Genomic DNA, 21,487 nt, shown 5'->3' on the forward strand with positions numbered 1-21,487 from the left:
TCAAAGTCCTTTATGCTTCGTTAGATGCTTTCAAAATACGACTGCATGGTCTATTTTTTTCCATAAAAAATAAGACATTCCCACCATCCATGGCGGTCAGATGCTGGAGGTAGAGTAACGCAGGAGCAGTTGCCGTGAACGACTATGTCTTCAAAAGGCTGCCTCGAATACCTCACTGATTATTTTCGCTAAAAGAGCAAATTCTAATGCGGATTGGTATAAAACAGGCAATACGATGCTTTCGCCTGTTTTTTTACACTTTGTAAGCAGCGGCTTTAGCTTGATAGTCTTGAGTAATCTGTTTCATTTCTACCGCGCCACCAGCCAACTTTTGAACTTGTTCTGATAGTAATACAACTGCTTGGGCATTATCCAAAATTTCAGTACCAATATGAGCCAATCTGTCTGCTTGTTGTTGCGTACCATTTGCCACATTGTGGCTCAAGGTCGCCACTTGACCTATTTGGACCGAACGTTGCTCTAATCCTTGAGCAATACCACTAGTATGAACTACATTTTGTGTCGTGCGTTGTTTACCTTGATCCATCGACTGTACGGTTTTTAACATACTAACATTCAAACGACTCAGTACTTTTTCAATGCCATCTGTAGATTGACTAGTACGCTTTGCTAAAGTGCGAACTTCATCTGCTACCACCGCAAAACCTCGACCACTTTCACCCGCTCTAGCCGCTTCAATCGCCGCATTTAACGCAAGTAAGTTAGTTTGATCTGAAATACTGCGAATAGCCTGCAGTAGTGCTGTAATTGCACTAATATCCGTGGTTAAATCAGTCATTGATTCAGCCACTTCAGTCATATTGGTTTCTAGTGTCTGCATGTCTTTCATAATGCTTAATGCACTTTGGCTATCACCAAGACTTGAAGCTGCCCCTTCTTTTGCCTGATCCGCTGATATTTGACTGTCATCAGCCATTTTTTGAAAATTACCGATCACATCTTGGGTCGACTCAGCAATCATTCTTGCCTGATCATTTTGCTGTTGCACTGCTTGCTGAGTTTGATCACTCAAGCGCATCAAGTAATCCGAAGTACTCCCCATCTTCACCGCTATATCACGATAATCGTTAAACAATTGTGAAAGTTCTTCGAGCATTAGATTGAACGATATTTCAGCATGAGTGTCGGCAGAAGGTAAACGTATAGATAAATCTTTATTTGTTGATATCTGCTCAATAGCCCCAGCAATACGTCGATTGGCCAGTGAATCAGTACGCATAAACAAGGCAATACGAATAAGAATAAAGGTTTCTGTCGCGGCAAACAAAGCATGAACTAGCGTAATGCTCCAGTTACAATTACCAGCAAAAATCATTAACTGCCTACCTAATACTTCAATATCTTGTAATTGGATATAGGTCATAAGGATATGATGTATTGCTACAGTCAACAAAGCCGCCAATAACGGCTCCCAGCGTAAGTAAATAAGAAACACACCCATAGTGGCAAAGATATGAAAGTGCATTTCAATCATACCCATTTGGCTTTGTATCAGTAATCCTGACACGGTCATCATAATGACCGCGCCAACTATCGCAAATAGTTCAGTCCCTTTCAGCAAAATGTAGCTTAACTGAACGATGACTAAGATAGCTATCGCGGCAGTAAGACTAAAGGTCAGCATTTTTGCGCCCAAAAAACCGCTGGCGACTAACAATGGAGCCTGTAGCATCAACAATCGATAGATATATAAATCATGTTTTTTGAGTAATGTTACAGTTTGATCATCATTCATATATAAACCTAAAGTTGAACTGAAATAATATGGTTAAGGTCAATCAACATCTTGGATATTGAAAGCTGTTTAGCTGTATAAATACGTTCGATGTTTCCGTTTGGAGCCAATAAAAATAAATTTCCCACATGGCTAATGCCAGCAAGTTGCCGATTGATATTGTCAGATAAATACAATTCAAGTTGATGTAAGTCAGGCTCGGACAATGATGCACTAACAAAACGTCTAGAGCGGGAATCGATTGCTGCTTGGCGCACTGCGAAAGTGTCATTATCAGGATCGATCGTCACAAATATAAATTGGATATCCGCTTTGGTTAACAAAGCGTCCTGCTCTAAACGTTGCTCAAGTTGAGCTAATTGCTTAATACGTATTGGACAAATTTCTGAGCACGACAAAAAGCCCAAAAATAAGTAGGTATAGGTTCCCGCAGACGTAGGGTAATGGTGAACGTGTTGATTAACGTCTTGCCAACGAAAACGAATTTTTTGGCTATCACTGGTAGCAATTCCATAGCTCTGCGAGCCTGCTCCCCATTGATTAATCAACATCAATATAGGGATAAGACTCACAGCGAGTAGAATTAAGGCTGACGCGATGACAGTTTTGCTTAGGTGCATAAAATATAAACAACAGTATGACGACTTTTCAACGATAAGCTTATGGGCTTGTATTAATGAAACTACATTTTGAAAAGTAAAATTGGCATCAAACTAGATACTGATAATGTGGGCTATACGCAACAAATGATTTTTTAGATCAACAAAATCAATAGAAATCACAAAATAAAAAAACGCTTAATGATCCTTTAAATGTCAAAGTCTCATTAAGCGTTAAGTATTCGTATCAGTAGCTTTATATAAGCCTATGTCTAAATTGATTAAAGTATTATTGCATCAATAGCACTTTTAGCTTGGCTAATGCCAGCTTCGGCAGCATCTGGGCCCATATTTAATGCTTCTGCATAAACGGTTTCGACGTTGTTAATCCCAATAAAGCCCAACACCGTTGTTAAGTAAGGCACCACATGGTCTGTAGAGCCATCTTTATGAGCACCACCACGGGTAGTTACAATAATGGCACGCTTGCCTTCAATTAATCCAACGGGTCCTGTATCGGTGTAAGTAAACGTTACTCCGGCACGAGCGATAAAATCGATCCAATTTTTCAACGTTGTCGGTATCGTAAAGTTGTACATCGGTGCTGCAATAATAATGGTGTCATTATCTTTAATTTCAGCCACTAACTCATCGGATAATGCGAGTGCAGATAATTGACGTTCAGAAAGGTTATCGCCACCTCGTAAACCTGAAGCAAGTTCGCCATCTAACATTGGTAGTACATTTTCACCCAAATCACGCACTGTAATTTGTGCGCCTTTAGTGCTCCATTGTTGCTGTAAATAATCAACTAATGCTGAAGATTGCGAATAACCGCCTAGAATGCTTGATTTTAAAATTAATACTTTTGCCATTGTTAAGTCTCACCCATATGTTTGTTGGGTCATATGCTATGTGCTTGACCAATACAACCAGTATATAACCTATAAAAAAGAAGAATAGCGCAATAATTATTTAATTAAGTTCGATAAAATAGAATGGTTGTATTATTTGAATCAAGAGATTCTAGGAGGAGAAGACACAAACTGTCCGGTAAACGTCGCACACATCATTTCATCACAATACAGCGCAACTTCTAACGTTATTTTGACTCGCCTGCCACGGGTTAATGGAGTTAAATCGGTATAAGGCCAGATAACTTTTGCATAGGGTTGTTTCGTAACAGGTTTTAAATACCTTACTCTTGCATCAGCTAGCACAATATCACCCTGAACTTGAAATAGTTGCTGCTGTAACCACACCATTCCCCAACCGGTTAACGTCATCAAGGTATAAATGCTGCCAGCAAACATACTGTGGTGTAAATTAATATTAGGTTCTAAAGGCGCAGTGACTTGTAAGCTATCACCATTAAACAATACGGGTGTAATGTTCATAAATTTACTGGCGGGAATAGTGCTATGCCATGTTTCAGATAAGGTCTGCAGTAACACTGTCACTTTGGCATCTAATTGCGCCTCTGTGAATGAAATATCGAACATAACCGCATCCCTCCATGATGACTAAAAAAAACTTCAATTGACAATGATAGAACAGCCATAATAAACCTAAACACTATACCCGCAGATTAAAGGTCACGGGACCATCATTGACCAATTCAACTTGCATATCTGCACCAAATTGGCCCGTTTCAGTAACAACCCCTTGTTGACGACAATATTCAACAAAAGCCAAATAAAGATTGTCCGCTTGTTCAGGAGTTGCCGCACTCGAAAAGCTAGGCCTTAATCCTTTACCTGTATCGGCAGCCAAGGTAAATTGCGATACCACCAATAACTGCCCACCGACTTGAGTCAGATTAAGATTCATTTTGTCATTTTCATCACTAAACACTCGATAACTAATGACTTTTTTAGCTAACTTAACCATTTTCTCAATGTTATCTTCGCGTTCTACACCTAATAAGACTAACAAACCTTGGTCAATTTTGCCGACAATCGTACTATCTACCGTGACTGACGCGCGTCTAACACGTTGAATCAATGCAATCATAACTGCCTTAAATGCTATTTGGTGATACTTATTAAATGAGATAAAACAAGGCCGCTTTAAAGGACAAATTGAACAACAAGTACTTGTTTCCTAAGGCCCATCAAAATTAGCGGTTACTGAATATATTCACATATAATATTAAGATTTTTCAGAAGACGGACTGGATTTATCAACCTCAAGAGGATCATGCACATTATTATGATTCTGGCTTTTAGTTTCAGTGTCTGTAAATATTTCAGCTTTGAGATCATCCGCGATGACCGCTAAACTTTCTAAATATTCTGGTAATGCTGCAGTAATTTCTGCACCTAACAACACAATCATCCACGATAGGTACACCCATACGAACAAAATCGGGATAACCGCTAGCGCGCCATATATCGCTTCGTAACTTGGAAACTGGGTCACATAAAACGCAAAGCCTTTCTTACCTGCTTCAAACAATACTGCCGCAACAACGGCTCCTAACAACGCATGTGAAAAGTGAATTTTCTTATTCGGCACAACCATGTATAGCAGTAATATCGATGCGACAGAAAAAAGTAACGGCAGCCGTTCCACAATCCACGGAACTAATCCCGACAACTCGCTCCCTGTCACCACTTCTAATGAGACTACATACGAGGTCGCCACCAAACTTGCACCAATAAGCACAGGGCCAAGTGTCAATACCATCCAATACATCGAAAATGACACCACATATGAGCGTTTTTCAGTAATCCGCCAAATATTATTTAATGCTTTATCGATAGCTGAAATCAGCATAATGGCGACAAACACTAACGCGATAATACCGACAAAAGTGCCTTTAGACGCATTAGCGACAAATTCGTTAATATGCACTTGTACCGTATCACCGGCAGCGGGTATGAAGTTGTTATAAATAAACCCTTCAATATTACCTCGAATACCTTTAAACACAGGAAAAGCCGATAACATCGACATCGTCACAGCTAACATCGGCACCAAAGATAACAAGGTTACATACGCCAAATGGCCAGCTCGGATATTTATTTGGTCTTCAGCTAACCGTTGTTTAAGGTGTAATAGAAACTGCCAAATCCCACTAAAAAAAGCCACAATAGGGCTGTAATCAAACTTTTTAGGCATACTAATCCTTATTTCATACCACGTTAGTGGAGATAACATTTGTATTCACTCACTAACTTCGTACAATGTTATAACATATTAGCCATCGAATAACGGAGTAAATTGATGTCACAACAAGGTTCCGCGGGTAATGTACTCGCAGCAGTAGCCAGTTTATTTTTTCCTGGCTTAGGCCAGCTTTTACAAGGACGTATCTTAGCGGCTTTGTTATTTTTCTGCATTACTGCCGTTTGCTACTTCTTTTTTGTTCTGGTTATTCCAGCTATCGTTGGCGGTTTATTCCATTTATGGAGCATCATCGACGCAGCAAAATTTAAATCAGGTAGTTAATCACCACGAGGTCACTTTTCGCCTCACACAATAAAAGAGACACATTGATGAAAAAATGGATATCACTAGCGCTATTAAGTAGCAGTTTACTGTTGAGCGGTTGCCAAAGCGCCTATTATGGTGCGATGGAAAAAGTCGGTTACCACAAGCGCGACATTATGGTCGATCGTGTTCAAAGTGCCAAAGAATCACAAGAAGAAGCCCAAGAGCAATTTAGCTCTGCGTTAGAAGAAATGCAGGCGTTATTGGCATTTGATGGCGGTGATTTAGAAGACGCCTACAATAAAGCAAAAGATGAATATGAGTCGGCACAGACAGCAGCAGATGAAGTCACCGATCGCATTGGCAAAGTAGAAGATGTTGCAGAAGCATTGTTTGACGAATGGCAAACTGAAATAGAAGAAATAAGCAAAGCCAGTTTACGCCGCAATAGCACCAATAAACTAAATGAAACTAGGCGTTCATATAGCAAGTTAGTCAAAAGTATGCGTCGTGCAGAAGCCAAAATGCCACCCATTTTAATCGCAATGAAAGACAATATGTTGTATTTAAAACATAACTTGAATGCACAGGCTATTGGGGCAATTAAAGGGGAATTTGCGAGTTTACAGACGGATATTTCAAGCTTGATTAAGGAAATGAACAAATCGATTGCAGAATCGAATAAGTTTATCGAGTCAATGGAGCAAGGTTAATTCTTCGTTTTACCTTGTTATAATTGCAGGGTGAAGTCAATTGATCTTGCGAACTAAATTCGCAGTAGTGTGTGGTTGTTTTTTCAAGTCGTAACTTATGGAATATAGTGTTTGCATATGTAAAGTAAAAAACCACACACTGCCCGGAAGGCCCGCCTGAACAATCTTATTACTTATTATAAAATCATTTTTGCACAGAAGTAACCTCATTAAGCTGAGTGTTATTACTTGCGCCGCTTTGTTTATAAACGATCAAACCCCATGGCTCAAACACATGTAAATACCAAAAAACAACCGATACTAAGTCGTTGTGCTCTGTCTTTCTGCCAAGGTACTTACTTTAGATTCGAACCAAACGCGTATTACTCAATTGGCGACTCATCAACGGGTAATGCTGTACGGCTAAAAATTTGCTTCAATACTACTGTGGTTTCAATACTGGCAACAAACTTGAGGTTACCGAGTGATTTTTTGATAAATTGCTCATAGGAAACTAAGTCCTTAGCAACAATTTTTAATAAATAATCATAAGCTCCTGTCACTACAGCACATTCCATTACTTGAGGTAACTGTGCCATTGTTGCTTCAAACAATGCTGTCGATTGATCGGTATGTTCTGTTAATCGAACTGAAGTATGCACCACAACACTTAAGCCTACTTTCAGCGGATCAACTTGTGCGCCATAACCAACAATCACTTTATCTTGCTCAAGCTTTTTTACACGGCGTAAACAAGGAGTATCTGACATATTAACCTTATCGGCTAATTCAGAAATTGCCATACGGCCTTGTCGTTGTAAAATTTCTAATAACTTGACGTCTTTCTTATCCATTAAGCAGGTCACTTATTACTGAGAGGTACATTGAGTGATTAATGAGTATCAGTAGCATATTCAGGAGTGAATTCCACTACAATATATCACACAATCAATTGATACCAATTCCATTAATTATGTGCTCAATCAGAATCATTCAAGTTTTTTCAATTTGAGGCGCTGTTTAATACCAATCTCATTAAATATCTGGTCAGTTCAGCGTCTTTCAGGTATTTAATCAGGTTGGTATAAATGCAAATATATAATTGACAGAAAACAAAAAACCGATAATCACTTATCGGTTTTTACATGCATGCCTCTATACAAAGGCGATCGCTCTACATAATTATAAGCTGTAGTACAATTCAAACTCTAGTGGATGAGTTGTACGTGCAACACGCTCAGATTCTGCTGTTTTAAGCTGAATATAAGACTGAATAAAGTCTTCACTGAATACACCGCCCTTCGTTAAGAACTCATGGTCAGCTTGAAGGTTTTCCAATGCGTTTTCTAATGAAGTCGCAACTTGTGGAATTTCTGCCGCTTCTTCAGCAGGTAAGTCATATAGATCTTTATCCATCGCTTCACCTGGGTGGATCTTGTTTTGAATACCATCAAGACCAGCCATTAACAAAGCAGCAAAACCTAAATATGGGTTTGCATGTGGATCAGGGAAACGAGCTTCGATACGACGACCTTTAGGACTTGGAACCACTGGAATACGGATTGAAGCACTACGGTTACGTGCAGAATAGGCAAGCATTACAGGTGCTTCAAAATGTGGCACTAAACGTTTGTAAGAGTTTGTGCTTGGGTTAGTGAAGGCATTCAATGCACGAGCATGCTTAATAATGCCGCCAATGTAGTAAAGCGCTAAATCACTTAAACCCGCATATTTATCACCAGCAAATAAGTTTACGCCATCTTTAGATAAAGACTGATGTACATGCATACCGCTACCGTTGTCACCAACTATTGGTTTTGGCATAAATGTCGCTGTTTTGCCATAAGCATGCGCCATGTTATGAACAACATACTTTAAAATTTGAATTTCATCAGCTTTTTTAGTCAATGTATTGAAACGTGTGGCAATTTCATTTTGACCCGCTGTTGCCACTTCGTGGTGATGCGCTTCAACAACCTGACCCAGTTCTTCAAGCACTAAACACATTGCTGAACGTAAATCTTGTGAAGAATCAACGGGTGCAACAGGGAAGTAACCACCCTTAACCATTGGACGGTGACCAGTGTTGCCATCTTCATAACTCTTGCCAGAATTCCATGATGCTTCTTTTGCATCAATTTTCACGAAGCAACCTGACATATCCGTACCAAAGCGAACATCGTCAAAAATGAAAAACTCAGGTTCTGGGCCAATTAATACGGTATCGGCAATACCTGTTGAGATTAAATACTGTTCTGCTTTCTTGGCAATTGAACGTGGATCACGATCATAACCAGTCATTGTACCTGGTTCTAAAATGTCACAACGAATAAGCGCTGTCGTTTCTTCTGTGAAAGGGTCTAATAGAAAAGTAGACGCGTCTGGCATTAATACCATGTCAGATTCATTAATGCCTTTCCAACCTGTAATTGAAGATCCGTCAAACATTTTGCCATCTTCAAAAAAATCTTCATCTACTTGATGAGAAGGAATAGAAACATGCTGCTCCTTACCTTTAGTGTCGGTAAAGCGTAAGTCTACAAACTTAACTTCTAACTCTTCAAGTTGCTTTAAAACTGATTCAACTGACATTCTCAAGCCTCCGGTAGGGTAAAGGGTTGTCCCTTAATATAATCTTGTTCTTTACCAGATGATGCATCTGGAAAACGAATCTTCACATAATTGCCTGCAATAAAGCGATATTCATGCCAGTTCGTTAACTATTTGATTTTTAAAAGATGATAAATAACCTGAATCTTTCGGATAATCATTTTGCACCAACTGCGTGCACCACTATGTTTCATCATGGTGCAAAAGTCCATAATAGTGCACCTTTGTTTATGTTGATGTTTTAGCCAATGTCACATTTTTGTATTACACCTCTGTTATGCTTAATATATAACCGTTTTATGCTGTTTTTTACTGCTTAGCAAGCGATGAATTTACATGTGTTCAAAAATAATCCTATCTACAAAAGCCGCTGTGAAGTAGAATGGCACGCTTTTTTATGGTGACTAAACTTCATTGTCGCTATAAATCCTATTTTTATTTGATGGTATTAGAGGTTTTATCCGTGTTAGAAAATTTACGTAACATCGCCATTATTGCCCACGTTGACCATGGCAAAACCACGTTAGTAGATAAGCTTTTGGCTCAGTCTGGCACACTTGAAAGTCGAGGCGAAGCCGCAGAACGTGTAATGGATTCTAACGATCTTGAAAAAGAACGTGGTATCACCATTCTGGCTAAGAACACGGCCATCAAATGGAACGACTACCGTATTAACATCGTAGATACTCCAGGTCACGCTGATTTCGGTGGCGAAGTTGAACGTGTTCTTTCTATGGTTGATTCAGTCTTACTATTAGTCGATGCAGTAGATGGCCCAATGCCACAAACTCGCTTCGTAACCAAAAAAGCTTTTGCTCAGGGCCTTAAGCCAATTGTTGTTATCAACAAAATTGACCGTCCTGGTGCTCGTCCAGATTGGGTTATCGACCAAGTATTCGATTTATTCGACAACTTAGGCGCCACTGACGAACAATTAGATTTTCCAATTGTTTATGCTTCTGCATTAAATGGTTTTGCCACTTTAGATCCAGATGTTGCAAGCGATGACATGACACCGCTATTCCAGACTATCGTTGAGAAAGTATCTTTCCCTGACGCTGATGCTGAAGGCGCATTCCAAATGCAAATTTCTCAACTTGATTACAACTCATACGTGGGTGTAATCGGTGTTGGTCGTATCAATCGTGGTAGTGTTAAAACTGGCCAGCAAGTTACTATAATTGGTGCAGACGGCAAGACTCGCAACGGAAAAATGGGCCAAGTACTCGGTTACATGGGTCTAGAACGCACTGAAGTTGCAATTGCTAACGCTGGTGACATTGTTGCGATTACTGGTCTTGGTGAGCTTAAAATTTCTGACACCATTTGTGCTGTTGGTAATGTAGAAGCTATGCCTCCTTTGTCTGTTGACGAACCAACATTGACAATGACATTCCAAGTAAACACTTCTCCTTTTGCAGGTAAAGAAGGTAAGTATGTTACTTCTCGTAATATCCTTGAGCGTTTACAAACAGAATTGGTTCACAACGTAGCATTACGTGTCGAAGAAACTGACAGCCCAGATCGTTTCCGTGTATCAGGTCGTGGTGAATTACATCTATCGATTCTTATCGAAAACATGCGCCGTGAAGGTTATGAGCTAGCAGTATCACGCCCAGAAGTTATTTTGAAAACAATCGATGGTGAATTATTTGAACCATTCGAAACGGTAACCGTTGATGTTGAAGAAGAACATCAAGGTACTGTTATTGAGAAGTTAGGTACGCGTAAAGCTGAAATGAAAGACATGCAGCTTGACGGAAAAGGTCGTGTTCGTATCGATTTTGTCATTCCTAGCCGTGGCCTAATTGGTTTCCAGACAGAGTTCTTAACAGCAACGTCTGGTACTGGTCTAATTTACCACTCATTTGACCACTACGGTCCGCACAAAGGTGGCGATATTGGCCAACGCGCTAACGGCGTATTGATTTCAAACGCTACTGGTAAAGCACTTACATTCGCACTATTTGGTCTACAAGACCGTGGTCGTCTGTTTATTGGTCATGCTGCTGAAGTATACGAAGGCCAAGTAGTTGGTATTCATGCTCGCTCGAATGATCTTACAGTGAACTGTTTGAAAGGTAAGCAGTTAACTAACATGCGCGCATCAGGTACTGATGAAGCACAAGTGTTGACCACGCCTATCACACTGACTCTTGAGCAAGCGCTTGAGTTCATCGATGATGATGAGTTAGTTGAAGTAACACCTAAGAGCATTCGTGTTCGTAAAAGATACCTCACTGAGAACGAACGTAAACGCCACAACCGCGGTTAATCGTATCAGTGAGTGGCCAATACATTAGCCACTTATACAACCTAAAAGCCCAGATGCCTGCATCTGGGCTTTTTGTTATCTGCAATATTACTTGAAAACATTTAGCTAGATATTTTACTCAAACACAGATAGATTCAAGTCACATCAATTAAGGGAGATTATAAAAATATGTTGGATAACGTCAGTGTCGCAAAAAAGGCCAATGTTTATTTTAACGGTAAAGTTGTCAGTAGAAGCATTGTGTTAGCAGACGGTAGCAAACAAACCCTAGGCGTTGTTATGCCAGGTGAATATGAGTTTGCGACAGCTCAAGGTGAGATTATGCAGGTTATATCAGGCGAATTTGACGTGTTATTACCCGGTCAAACTGAATGGGTTGCTTACGCAGCTGAAAGTCAATTTACCCTTGCTCCCAACGTGAGTTTCAGCATTCGAACTGAGCAAATTTCAGAATATTGCTGCCAATATATTTAGGGCCGGTTGATCTTTCAAGGTTGTTTTTGCAGCGAATTGCTGGCCATTTGTACAAGGCGGAGACTTTGAGGTGTAGTTATTCTACATAAAAAGTCGATAACGCCGTAAAAATGGCCAACAAACGCTGCCCGAAGGGTTCTGCTAAAAACGTTTTACTCTTTGTTGAATGGATTTTGCTTAGATGACTAGGCATCAATCCATTCGCCTCGATTAAAACGTTTTTAACTCGAACAAAATTTAACCAGCAAAGTTCAACAGGCCCTAGTCATATTGCTTACTTTCAGCTTATCCAAACAGGTTAAGCTGATATTTTCTTTAAAAGCGGCTACTCTAATAAAGTTATCGTTTAATGGAGTACTTCATGCGCCTTATTTTACTTATTAGCTTGCTCATTATTAGCACCAACATTGCCGCAACGGTATATCGTTGGGTAGATGAGAATGGTAAAGTTCATTATTCTGACGAGCCTAAACAAAATGCACAAGCCATTAATTTAAATGAAAATACCCAAAATAATATTACGATTAAAACCCTCCCTAAACCCAGCATTACTTCTAAAGAAGAAACTCAAATACACTACACGGTAACAATCACCTCACCACAAGAAGAAGCGACAATCCGTGATAATAATGGTGACTTTACGGTTAACGTCAGTGTTGCCCCAAAATTACCCCGTGGCACGTTACTCACATTGTTAATCGATGGGCTGATTACCATTGAACCACAATCGTCCCCTACGTTTGAAATTAAGGGCGTTTTTCGTGGTGAACATATCATTATTGTGAATGCTGTTACACAAAACGGCAAAGTCCTTGCATCAAGCTCTCCTAGAAAGATATTCCTTCACCAAGCATCGCTACTAGGACCCATCAAAAAGTCCAAGTGAGCAACATAAAACACAGTTAATTTAATAACTTATATTTTTATATTTGACTGAGGTTCTTCGTTAATGCTTGTGTGTTCAGGGTTGTGGTGCGCACCAATATGGTGCATCATAATGGTGCAACCCAATACTAGGACGGCTAATGGACACAAATAACCTTCTCAATCATTTAGTCACCGCTGTGCTCGTTATTAATAACAAGCTTAAGCCTTGCTATGCCAATGCTGCAGCTGCACAATTATTGGGCGTCGGTAACCATAAGCTACTTGAGCAAACGCTTCCCGAGCTTTATCAACTGATGGGCGTAGAGCCACAACTGCTGCGCGATGCCATTGATGCGGGTCAAGGGTTAACCGTTAATACTGCGGCATTAATCACCTTAGATGGACAGCATCACACCATTGATATCACTTTAATGCCAATTGAAAACGATATTAATCTTAGTATTTTGGAATTACGCCAAGTGGACCAGCAGCGTCGTATTCATCAACAATTGAATATGGACGCACAACAACAAGCCGCCCAATTTTTAGTCCGTAATCTAGCCCATGAAATAAAAAACCCATTGGGTGGCCTTCGAGGGGCCGCACAGCTGCTATCTCGAGAGCTTGATTCACCCGAATTAAAAGAGTTTACCAGCCTAATTATTGAACAGGCAGACAGATTACGTAATTTAGTTGATCGATTACTCGGCCCACAGCGCCCGACACAACATACTGAACACAATATCCATCAAATCATACAAAAGGTTGTAAAGTTAGTTGAAATGACCTTGCCTAACAATATTCATTTACTGCGTGATTACGATCCGTCCATACCCGATATCCAAATGGATCCTGACCAAATGCAGCAAGCCGTACTAAATATAGTGCAAAATGCTATTCAAGCCCTAGAGGATTGTGGTGGCGATATTATCATTAGAACTCGCACTCAGCACCAAGTCACCATAGGGACACAACGCTATAAAGTCGTGCTCGCATTATCCATTATTGATAATGGCCCCGGTATTCCCGCGGAGTTATTGGATACCCTGTTTTATCCTATGGTAACGGGACGAGATGAAGGGTCAGGATTAGGTTTATCCATAGCACACAATATTGCTCGACTACACGGTGGCCGTATTGATTGCATTTCGGCACCTGGTCACACCGAATTTATTATTAACCTGCCATTACAATAACTAGCATGCCCTTTGTAGGCAGAATGAGGTAGTAACATGAACATTAGTGAACAAGTTTGGATCCTCGATGATGATAGCTCGATCCGATGGGTTCTCGAAAAAGCACTCCAAGGCGCATCACTGTCAACAGCAAGTTTTGCTGCGGCAGAATCTTTATGGCAAGCCTTAGAGTCGTCACAGCCACAAGTTATTGTCTCAGATATCCGGATGCCAGGAACTGACGGTTTAACCTTGCTTGATCGCTTACAACTGCATTACCCCCATATACCAGTCATCATCATGACTGCACACTCCGACTTAGACAGTGCAGTTAGTGCATATCAAGCGGGGGCATTTGAATACCTACCAAAGCCCTTTGATATCGATGAAGCCATTAACCTGGTGGAACGTGCGCTGACACATGCAACAGAGCAAACACCACAAACGGTTGTTGATACCACAATTAAAACACCTGAAATTATTGGTGAAGCCCCTGCAATGCAAGAGGTATTTCGTGCCATAGGTCGATTGTCTCGTTCATCAATTAGCGTACTGATTAATGGCCAATCTGGTACAGGTAAAGAGCTGGTCGCAGGTGCGCTACACAAACATAGCCCTCGTAAAGACAAACCTTTCATTGCCTTAAATATGGCGGCTATTCCGAAGGATTTGATTGAATCAGAACTTTTTGGCCATGAAAAAGGCGCCTTTACAGGCGCAGCCAACGTGCGCCAAGGGCGTTTTGAACAAGCCAATGGTGGCACCTTATTTTTAGATGAAATTGGTGACATGCCAATCGATGTGCAAACACGATTATTACGCGTGCTTGCCGATGGACAGTTCTATAGGATCGGTGGACATCAAGCTGTACAAGTTGATGTACGCATTATTGCTGCGACGCATCAAAACCTTGAAGTTCAAGTACAAAAAGGCACCTTTCGTGAAGACTTGTTTCACCGCTTAAATGTTATTCGAGTGCATTTGCCACCATTATCTCAGCGTCGTGAAGATATTGCACAGCTGGCCAATCATTTCTTAACGACTGCCGCTAAAGAAATGGGCGTAGAACCTAAAATATTAACCAAAGAAACAGCAGTTAAACTGGCAAACTTGCCTTGGCCAGGTAATGTTCGTCAACTTGAAAATACTTGTCGCTGGTTAACGGTTATGGCATCAGGACAAGAGATTTTACCGCAAGATTTACCGCCTGAGTTGCTTAAAGATCCCGTTGCAAACCAACAAAAACAAGCAGGGGCAAGCAATTGGCAAACCGCATTAACAGAGTGGATTGATAATAAGCTTGCCGCTGGCGAAAGTGACTTATTAACCGAAGTTCAACCTGAGTTTGAACGTATTTTGCTTGAAACCGCGTTACGGCACACTCAAGGTCACAAACAAGAAGCCGCCAAACGCCTAGGTTGGGGGCGTAATACTCTAACGCGTAAACTGAAAGAATTGTCGATGGATTAAATAAGATTTACCCCCCAATGACATTCATTATCCGTATTTGTGCCAAATGGCTCAGACAATGAATGTATTGGGCATTAAACCGGATCTTGATGAATAATCACTTCAGCATCATCAAAGGCCGCTTTAATCGTCACGCCTGCTTTATCGGCAATTTCATGGGCATCATGTAAAGACAGGTTACCAGATAACTCCATATGTAATTGAATAAATGTAGTTTTTCCGGCTTGACGAGTGCGTAAATCATGCACACCTTTAACACGAGGGTCTTGCTTCGCTAACGCTTTTATTTTGTCTCGGGTCTCGTCATCTAACTCGCGGTCTAATAAACTTTGAATAGAGCGATAACCTAAACCAACGGCTTGATTACCAATAAACAACGCAATAAATACAGCAAACAAGCCATCAGCCCACCACCAACCATATTGCGCTAATACCAAGGCCAATAAAACAGCTGCGTTCAATAATAAATCGGATTTATAGTGTAATGAATCGGCTTCAACCAAAGAGCTATTGGTTTTTTTAAGGACATGCCGTTGTAATAAAACTAATGCAAATGTCAGTACTATTGCAATAATAGAAACCACAACGCCGCTCATTGCATTAACGACGGGAACCGGATTAATTAACTTTTCACCACCATAAAGCAACAATAATGACGCAGAGCCTAAAATGAATGCCGCTTGGGCCAATGATGCTAAAGGCTCAGCTTTCCCATGACCATATCGATGATCTTTATCGGCTGGCACAATGGCGTAACGAATAGCGATAAAATTAACAATCGACGCCAACGCATCGGCAAACGAGTCTGTTAATGAACCCAACATACTTGCCGAACCAGAATACAACCAAGCCATTAATTTAATGACAATAAGACACAGTGCAGTGGCCACTGATGCGCGACTGGCTAGCTTGACCCAAAAGTCATATTCAGAAGGTGTTGACATGGCGGAGTTATCGGCTCTTTTAACTTAGCGTGAATAGCTTTTACTATAGCAAGTTCATTGCTCAATTAGGATAAAGTTTACTAAAGTAACCGTTTGTAATAGGTAAAATGTGACCATTAGCAAAATTGCATACACTAAAAAGCCGTTACACAAGGTAACGGCTTCATACTATGGTACACAAAACAATGCAGTAATGACTAACGGCGAGATTTATGCCCTTTGCCAAACTGAAACTTGTCTTGGAACTTTTGTTGCTGTTCTGGCGTTAATAATTGATAAATCTCATTTTGCATTTTTAAATGCGTTAGCATTCCCTGCAAATGTTTTTGTTGCTGCGCTTCAGCCATTTCTGTGGCTTTCGCTTCATCAAAACCGGCTGTAGTGATTAATGCTAACATTTCGGCGCGGTGCTCAGCACGCTGTTCTTTTGTTGGACGTTCTGGACGGTTAGCCTGATATTTATCGAAAATAGCTTTTACTTCAACTTGTTGTGCATCAGTTAAATCTAGTCGGCGTAGCATTCTATGCATACCGTTTTTTGGACCATGATGTCGATCGCCTTTAGCTGAAACGTACTCCGTTTTGGCTGTAGAATCAGTTGTATCTTCAGCATATAGTTGGCCGGCCAATAATGCAGAGCTTGCCACTAAGGCAACTAAACTCGTTTTGATGATTGCAGATGTTTTCATTGTTAAGTACCTCGGGTTTAATGGATTTGTTTTCTGCCTTAGCAGATTTGATTCTCAGTTTACCGAATGCTATGTCAATGAGGGTTAAGACTGAGTAAACCTATGTAAAGAACATTTCCCTTAACACTTTAACGCCAGTATTTCATGATCGAGTCGGCATATTGAATGATAAACATCCTCGTAATGCGAGCCAGTTAACGTTATTTGGTCTTGATCCTTACAGCACACATCTAAAGGCATAAAATCAAATCATTAGTGCTTTTATGGAATGGATTATGAACCGATTGATTGGCCAGTTACTGTTACTTCTTAGTGTACTTATATTAGTACCAAGCTCAATTGCCAGCACCACTGCGTCACCAGACAACTCACTTTGGTATACACAGCAAAACCAGCAGCCAATAGTTAAACTTCATTTCTTTTGGTCTAAAACCTGCCCACATTGCCGCGAAGCACACCCTTTTATTGATGCCTTAGGCGAACGGTTTGATTGGATAGAGTTACACGATTACGCCATTAGCGAAGCTGGTAATGTCGATAAACTGATGGAAATGGGCAAACAAACAGGTGTTGAACCTAAATCTGTGCCTTACTTTGCCATTTGTGGTGAAGCTGTCGTGGGCTATAACAGCCACGATGTAACAGGACGCTATATCCTAGAGAGGCTAGTCAATTGCTATCAGCGTCAAGGGGGTAAAGCCAATATTGGCGATAAGCTTGATGATTTTCTTGGTGCGACACCAGCAGTAAGTGCACCATTATTTGAAACCTGTGGTGACAATAGCGATGACCCACAAGCCGAAGGTACATGTGGCATGTCCTTTGAGCAGGCCAGTGATATTACACCAGAACCCACAGTTCAACCTGTCGACATCCCCCTCATAGGTGCCGTACACCCCGAAGAAATGTCATTACCTGTACTCACGGTAGTCTTAGCCGGAGTTGATGCATTTAACCCCTGCGCATTTTTCGTATTACTGTTTTTATTGAGCATAATGGTTAATGCAGGCAGTCGAAAACGTATGCTACTCGTAGGTGGCATTTTTGTATTTTTCTCAGGTTTTATTTATTTTGTGTTTATGAGTGCTTGGCTTAACCTATTCCAACTACTTGGCGGCGGTGATGGTGGTATCATTATTACCTGTGCAGGAATATTGGCATTAATCGCGGCTGCGGTGAATATAAAAGACTACTTTTATGGCCGTGGTGATGTCAGCCTATCGATGTCTGTTGAAAATCGCGGTTCACTCATTAAACGAATGGGAAAATTATCTAAAGCCAGTTCGTTACCCACAATGATTTTAGGCTCAACCATTTTGGCTATTTTAGCTAACACCTATGAACTGCTATGTACGGCTGGTTTTCCAATGATTTACACCTCAGTGTTATCATTATCAGATCTCGATACAATGCAACGATACTTGTATCTTATCGCTTACAATGTGGTTTACGTTATTCCACTTGCTGTTATTGTGATTGTATTCTCTATGACGCTAGGTAAACGTAAACTTACCGAAAAAGAAGGCGAAGTACTTAAACTGATGTCGGGCATTATGATGTTAGGTTTAGGCAGTATGTTAGTCTTTAATCCTAACTCGCTTCAGAATGCCGTATTTTCAGTCGGTCTGATCTTGGGCTCGATAATACTCACCTTTATCATTGCCAGAATTAAACGCTATATACTGACAAACAAAGCCGGGTAAATGTAAAACTGTGCAATGTTGATGTTATTTAATCTTGGCATGCTATAAGCTTAATTGATCGAAAAATCTGTATGTTAGCGTTAACATACAGATTTTCTTTGTGCCAGAGGACAGTTATGAATCGCATTTTACTTATCGACGATGATATGGGTTTATCCGATCTACTCAGTCAATTGCTTGAGTTAGAAGGCTTTGCCTTGACCCAAGCTTATGATGGTGAGCAAGGGCTTTCACTAGCACAACAGCAAGACTTTGATTTAATTCTCTTAGATGTCATGTTGCCTAAACTCAATGGCTTTGAAGTATTGCGCGCTTTACGCCAACGTAAACAAACCCCCGTACTAATGTTAACGGCACGCGGAGATGAAATCGATCGAGTTGTCGGCCTTGAAATTGGCGCAGACGATTACCTCCCTAAACCGTTTAATGATCGTGAACTAGTGGCACGGATCAGAGCCATCTTACGCAGAGCAAATACCACACAACAAGACAATCAACCCAATGAAATGATGCAATTTGGCGACTTACGTCTCGACCCTACCCGCCAAGAAACCTATTGCAATGACCAACTCATTATTCTGACAGGCACCGAGTTTTCATTGCTATTCAATTTAATTGAAAAAACTGGCGAATTGGTCACCAAAGAATCATTAAGCGAAAGTGTATTAGGTAAAAAACTAATGCCTTTTGACCGCAGCTTAGACATGCACTTATCTAACTTACGCAAGAAACTCCCTGAGCGCCAAGATGGCCGTCCTCGCGTAAAAACACTGCGCGGTAAAGGCTATATCTGGATACCATGATGCGTAAAAACAATCCATTTAACCGACTGTTTTTCAAATTACTATTAGGGTTTTGGTTATGCAGTTCGTTGATTATTGCGCTGGTGTCATTACTGCCATTATTACAGCAAAACCATGACCGCTCGCCGTTACCTCCTAGTCTTGAGCGCATTCTGGAAAACATTGCACAACGAATCCAACAGCAACCTCAATTACTTGAGACTAAGAACCTTCAACGTTTGCACAGAGGGCGTAATCATGATGGTGGCCCGATACGTTTGTATTTAACCGATAGCGAAGGCCAAATATTAAATACCAAACGTGTTTCACGGGAATTTAGGCGTTTTCAATTGATGTCCGAAGAAGCAGATCAGCCGATTAGCCACCAATTTAGAAACGAGCTCATTTTTGGCCCCTATGTGTTTCAGGTTAATGGTAAAGGCTATCAACTATTTGGCCGTTTACCCGATAGTCATCCACGACCATGGTTTTTCTTTTTTGCTGATAATAAATTACTTACCGCAGGTCTAGCCATTTTATTATCAGGTTTACTATGTGGTTTACTCGCATGGTATTTAAGTAAACCATTACGTTCGCTAAAGCATAGCGCCAATGCCTTAGCCAGAGGAGACCTATCTAACCGAGTTGATAAAGCCACCGCAAATCGTCGCGATGAAATGGGTCAATTAGCCGTGGCCTTTAATGGCATGGCCGATGCCATTGAAACCATGGTAAATAACCAACAAAGACTCATGGGTGACATTTCCCATGAGTTGCGTACACCACTTACGCGGTTACAGTTATCATTGGCGCTGGCCCGTAAAAAAGGTCAACACAGTGATGAGCTAGAACGTATTGGCTACGAAGCTTTACAACTTGAAGCACTTATAAGCGAGTTACTCACCCTCTCTCGAGTCAGTTTAGCCAACCATGAACACAAACTAGAGTTAGGATTAGCGGAATCACTGAGCCAAGTATTAGATGACGCTGAATTTGAAGCCGAGCAACAAGGCAAAAACTTACAAATTGACATACCTGAGGCGCTGAAACTACCTCAACACCCCAAAACATTATCTCGCGCCATAGAAAATCTGCTACGCAATGCCATCTGCTACGCTGATAGCCAAATAACCATAAGCGCAGCACCAGTTGGCAAGCACATATTGATCACTGTAGAAGATGACGGCCCAGGTATAGAGCCAAAAGAACTAGAAGCCATTTTCAAACCTTTCTATCGCCCAGATACTGCCAGAGACAGAAAAAGCGGAGGTTGGGGATTAGGACTAGCAATCACCCAAGCCGCCATTTCGTTGCATCAAGGAAATATAGTAGCAGAAAATCTGATCAGTCCGACGGGCCAACGTCAGGGTTTGAAGCTCAGTATTAGCTTACCAATAAGCTAAGCAACCTTTAATAACGCCGAATGACCGAATAGGTCATGAAGGTGTACACCAATAAACATGCTATATAGCGGTAAATTTTACTCATTATTGGCAAAATTTTCCGATTAACAAAGTACTACTGAGTCATATAAGTTTTAAGCTTAATGTCTCTGACGGCCCTTAACGCTTAGCAATTACCCACACAGCATGCACTATTCCAGGAATATAACCCAACAACGTTAAAATTATGTTTAGTAATAATGTCTTACTCAGCCCAACTTGTAGAAAAACTCCAAGAGGTGGCAGTAAAATTGCAATTAAAATTCGTAATAAATCCATAATATTCTCCATTTATGTATTGAGGTTAACCGCTCCCCAACGTGTAATAACACGCTGATATTGTGTTTTTCATATACTGTAAAGCAATTAGCAGACCATTATTTCCAGAGTTACCGCAATTACCTTTAATGGATAGTTTATTACTGACTGATTCACACGTATTTAGTCACTAATACCAATCCCATTAAATATCTGGTCAGTTCAGAGTCTCTCAGGTTTTTCAATTCAAGGCACATTGATGTAGAAATGGTTGTTCCCTTTTAAATCGATGTAACACAGAAGTGGAATACCTGAG

General features: G+C 40.7%; 21 protein-coding genes and 1 pseudogene. 10 read left to right on the top strand and 12 right to left on the bottom strand.

All coding sequences use genetic code 11. The features are described from left to right. Positions 1–253: 253 nt before the first annotated feature. The 6 genes from ACWXWT_RS13660 to ACWXWT_RS13685 form a co-directional block, all read right to left on the bottom strand. Positions 254–1,756 (bottom strand): methyl-accepting chemotaxis protein, encoded by a 1,503-nt coding sequence (locus ACWXWT_RS13660; protein ID WP_456042129.1) that lies wholly within the window; start codon positions 1,754–1,756, stop codon positions 254–256. 8 nt (positions 1,757–1,764) lie between these two features. Beyond that, positions 1,765–2,376 (bottom strand): SCO family protein, encoded by a 612-nt coding sequence (locus ACWXWT_RS13665; RefSeq protein WP_456042130.1) that lies wholly within the window; start codon positions 2,374–2,376, stop codon positions 1,765–1,767. Positions 2,377–2,636: 260 nt separating this feature from the next. Further along, entirely contained in the window at positions 2,637–3,230 is a 594-nt protein-coding gene (locus ACWXWT_RS13670; RefSeq protein WP_456042131.1) for an FMN-dependent NADH-azoreductase, read from the bottom strand. Positions 3,231–3,371: 141 nt separating this feature from the next. Further along, on the bottom strand, positions 3,372–3,857 hold the full coding sequence (locus ACWXWT_RS13675) for a thioesterase domain-containing protein (protein ID WP_456042132.1): 486 nt from the start codon (positions 3,855–3,857) through the stop codon (positions 3,372–3,374). A gap of 73 nt (positions 3,858–3,930) precedes the next feature. Beyond that, the gene (gene dtd, locus ACWXWT_RS13680; protein WP_456042133.1) at positions 3,931–4,368 is read right to left on the bottom strand and encodes a D-aminoacyl-tRNA deacylase; all 438 of its coding nucleotides are present in this window, start codon (positions 4,366–4,368) and stop codon (positions 3,931–3,933) included. A gap of 138 nt (positions 4,369–4,506) precedes the next feature. Further along, a complete protein-coding gene (locus tag ACWXWT_RS13685; RefSeq protein WP_456042134.1) occupies positions 4,507–5,478 on the bottom strand; it encodes a virulence factor BrkB family protein in 972 nt (323 codons plus the stop codon). 105 nt (positions 5,479–5,583) lie between these two features. Here ACWXWT_RS13685 and ACWXWT_RS13690 point away from each other — a divergent pair, with 105 nt between their 5' ends. Both ACWXWT_RS13690 and ACWXWT_RS13695 read left to right on the top strand, forming a co-directional pair. Next, positions 5,584–5,808 carry a hypothetical protein gene (locus tag ACWXWT_RS13690; protein ID WP_456042135.1) on the top strand — a complete coding sequence of 75 codons (225 nt, stop codon included), beginning with the start codon at positions 5,584–5,586 and terminating at the stop codon, positions 5,806–5,808. 47 nt (positions 5,809–5,855) lie between these two features. Further along, positions 5,856–6,503: a DUF2959 domain-containing protein gene (locus tag ACWXWT_RS13695; RefSeq protein ID WP_456042136.1), complete on the top strand. Its 648-nt coding sequence runs from the start codon at positions 5,856–5,858 to the stop codon at positions 6,501–6,503. Between the two features lie 362 nt (positions 6,504–6,865). Here ACWXWT_RS13695 and ACWXWT_RS13700 read toward each other — a convergent pair whose 3' ends face one another. Further along, the gene (locus ACWXWT_RS13700) at positions 6,866–7,336 is read right to left on the bottom strand and encodes an Lrp/AsnC family transcriptional regulator (protein WP_456042137.1); all 471 of its coding nucleotides are present in this window, start codon (positions 7,334–7,336) and stop codon (positions 6,866–6,868) included. A gap of 328 nt (positions 7,337–7,664) precedes the next feature. Then, positions 7,665–9,074: a glutamate--ammonia ligase gene (gene glnA / locus ACWXWT_RS13705; protein ID WP_456042138.1), complete on the bottom strand. Its 1,410-nt coding sequence runs from the start codon at positions 9,072–9,074 to the stop codon at positions 7,665–7,667. Between the two features lie 481 nt (positions 9,075–9,555). Between glnA and typA the strand changes: the two genes are divergently transcribed. Both typA and ppnP read left to right on the top strand, forming a co-directional pair. After that, a complete protein-coding gene (gene typA / locus ACWXWT_RS13710) occupies positions 9,556–11,367 on the top strand; it encodes a translational GTPase TypA (protein ID WP_456042139.1) in 1,812 nt (603 codons plus the stop codon). Between the two features lie 168 nt (positions 11,368–11,535). Next, positions 11,536–11,841: a pyrimidine/purine nucleoside phosphorylase gene (gene ppnP / locus ACWXWT_RS13715; protein WP_456042140.1), complete on the top strand. Its 306-nt coding sequence runs from the start codon at positions 11,536–11,538 to the stop codon at positions 11,839–11,841. On the opposite strand, the pseudogene ACWXWT_RS13720 reads toward ppnP, so the two are convergent. Further along, a pseudogene (locus ACWXWT_RS13720) lies at positions 11,792–12,034 on the bottom strand (hypothetical protein). The gene ppnP and the pseudogene ACWXWT_RS13720 overlap by 50 nt on opposite strands. A gap of 168 nt (positions 12,035–12,202) precedes the next feature. On the opposite strand from ACWXWT_RS13720, the gene ACWXWT_RS13725 reads away from it, so the two are divergent. The 3 genes from ACWXWT_RS13725 to glnG all read left to right on the top strand — a co-directional run bounded on the left by ACWXWT_RS13725 (position 12,203) and on the right by glnG (position 15,353). Beyond that, positions 12,203–12,727 (top strand): DUF4124 domain-containing protein, encoded by a 525-nt coding sequence (locus ACWXWT_RS13725; RefSeq protein ID WP_456042141.1) that lies wholly within the window; start codon positions 12,203–12,205, stop codon positions 12,725–12,727. Between the two features lie 139 nt (positions 12,728–12,866). Then, positions 12,867–13,904, top strand: coding sequence for a nitrogen regulation protein NR(II) (gene glnL, locus ACWXWT_RS13730; RefSeq protein ID WP_456042142.1), 1,038 nt, complete (start codon positions 12,867–12,869; stop codon positions 13,902–13,904). Between the two features lie 36 nt (positions 13,905–13,940). Next, on the top strand, positions 13,941–15,353 hold the full coding sequence (gene glnG / locus ACWXWT_RS13735) for a nitrogen regulation protein NR(I) (protein WP_456042143.1): 1,413 nt from the start codon (positions 13,941–13,943) through the stop codon (positions 15,351–15,353). A gap of 74 nt (positions 15,354–15,427) precedes the next feature. On the opposite strand, the gene fieF is transcribed toward glnG, so the two are convergent. Both fieF and ACWXWT_RS13745 read right to left on the bottom strand, forming a co-directional pair. Continuing rightward, the gene (fieF, locus tag ACWXWT_RS13740) at positions 15,428–16,297 is read right to left on the bottom strand and encodes a cation efflux pump FieF (RefSeq protein ID WP_456042144.1); all 870 of its coding nucleotides are present in this window, start codon (positions 16,295–16,297) and stop codon (positions 15,428–15,430) included. A 197-nt stretch (positions 16,298–16,494) separates the two neighbouring features. Beyond that, positions 16,495–16,986 carry a Spy/CpxP family protein refolding chaperone gene (locus ACWXWT_RS13745; RefSeq protein WP_456042145.1) on the bottom strand — a complete coding sequence of 164 codons (492 nt, stop codon included), beginning with the start codon at positions 16,984–16,986 and terminating at the stop codon, positions 16,495–16,497. A gap of 275 nt (positions 16,987–17,261) precedes the next feature. Between ACWXWT_RS13745 and ACWXWT_RS13750 the strand changes: the two genes are divergently transcribed. The 3 genes from ACWXWT_RS13750 to ACWXWT_RS13760 all read left to right on the top strand — a co-directional run bounded on the left by ACWXWT_RS13750 (position 17,262) and on the right by ACWXWT_RS13760 (position 20,874). Continuing rightward, entirely contained in the window at positions 17,262–18,689 is a 1,428-nt protein-coding gene (locus tag ACWXWT_RS13750) for a cytochrome C biosynthesis protein (RefSeq protein ID WP_456042146.1), read from the top strand. Positions 18,690–18,805: 116 nt separating this feature from the next. Further along, positions 18,806–19,492: a response regulator gene (locus ACWXWT_RS13755; RefSeq protein ID WP_456042147.1), complete on the top strand. Its 687-nt coding sequence runs from the start codon at positions 18,806–18,808 to the stop codon at positions 19,490–19,492. Then, positions 19,492–20,874, top strand: coding sequence for an ATP-binding protein (locus tag ACWXWT_RS13760; RefSeq protein WP_456042148.1), 1,383 nt, complete (start codon positions 19,492–19,494; stop codon positions 20,872–20,874). The genes ACWXWT_RS13755 and ACWXWT_RS13760 overlap by 1 nt, the downstream gene beginning before the upstream one ends. A gap of 159 nt (positions 20,875–21,033) precedes the next feature. Here ACWXWT_RS13760 and ACWXWT_RS13765 read toward each other — a convergent pair whose 3' ends face one another. Further along, a complete protein-coding gene (locus tag ACWXWT_RS13765) occupies positions 21,034–21,192 on the bottom strand; it encodes a YqaE/Pmp3 family membrane protein (RefSeq protein WP_011635799.1) in 159 nt (52 codons plus the stop codon). Positions 21,193–21,487: the final 295 nt, after the last annotated feature.

The sequence above is a fragment of the Shewanella sp. A22 genome, from assembly GCF_053850585.1.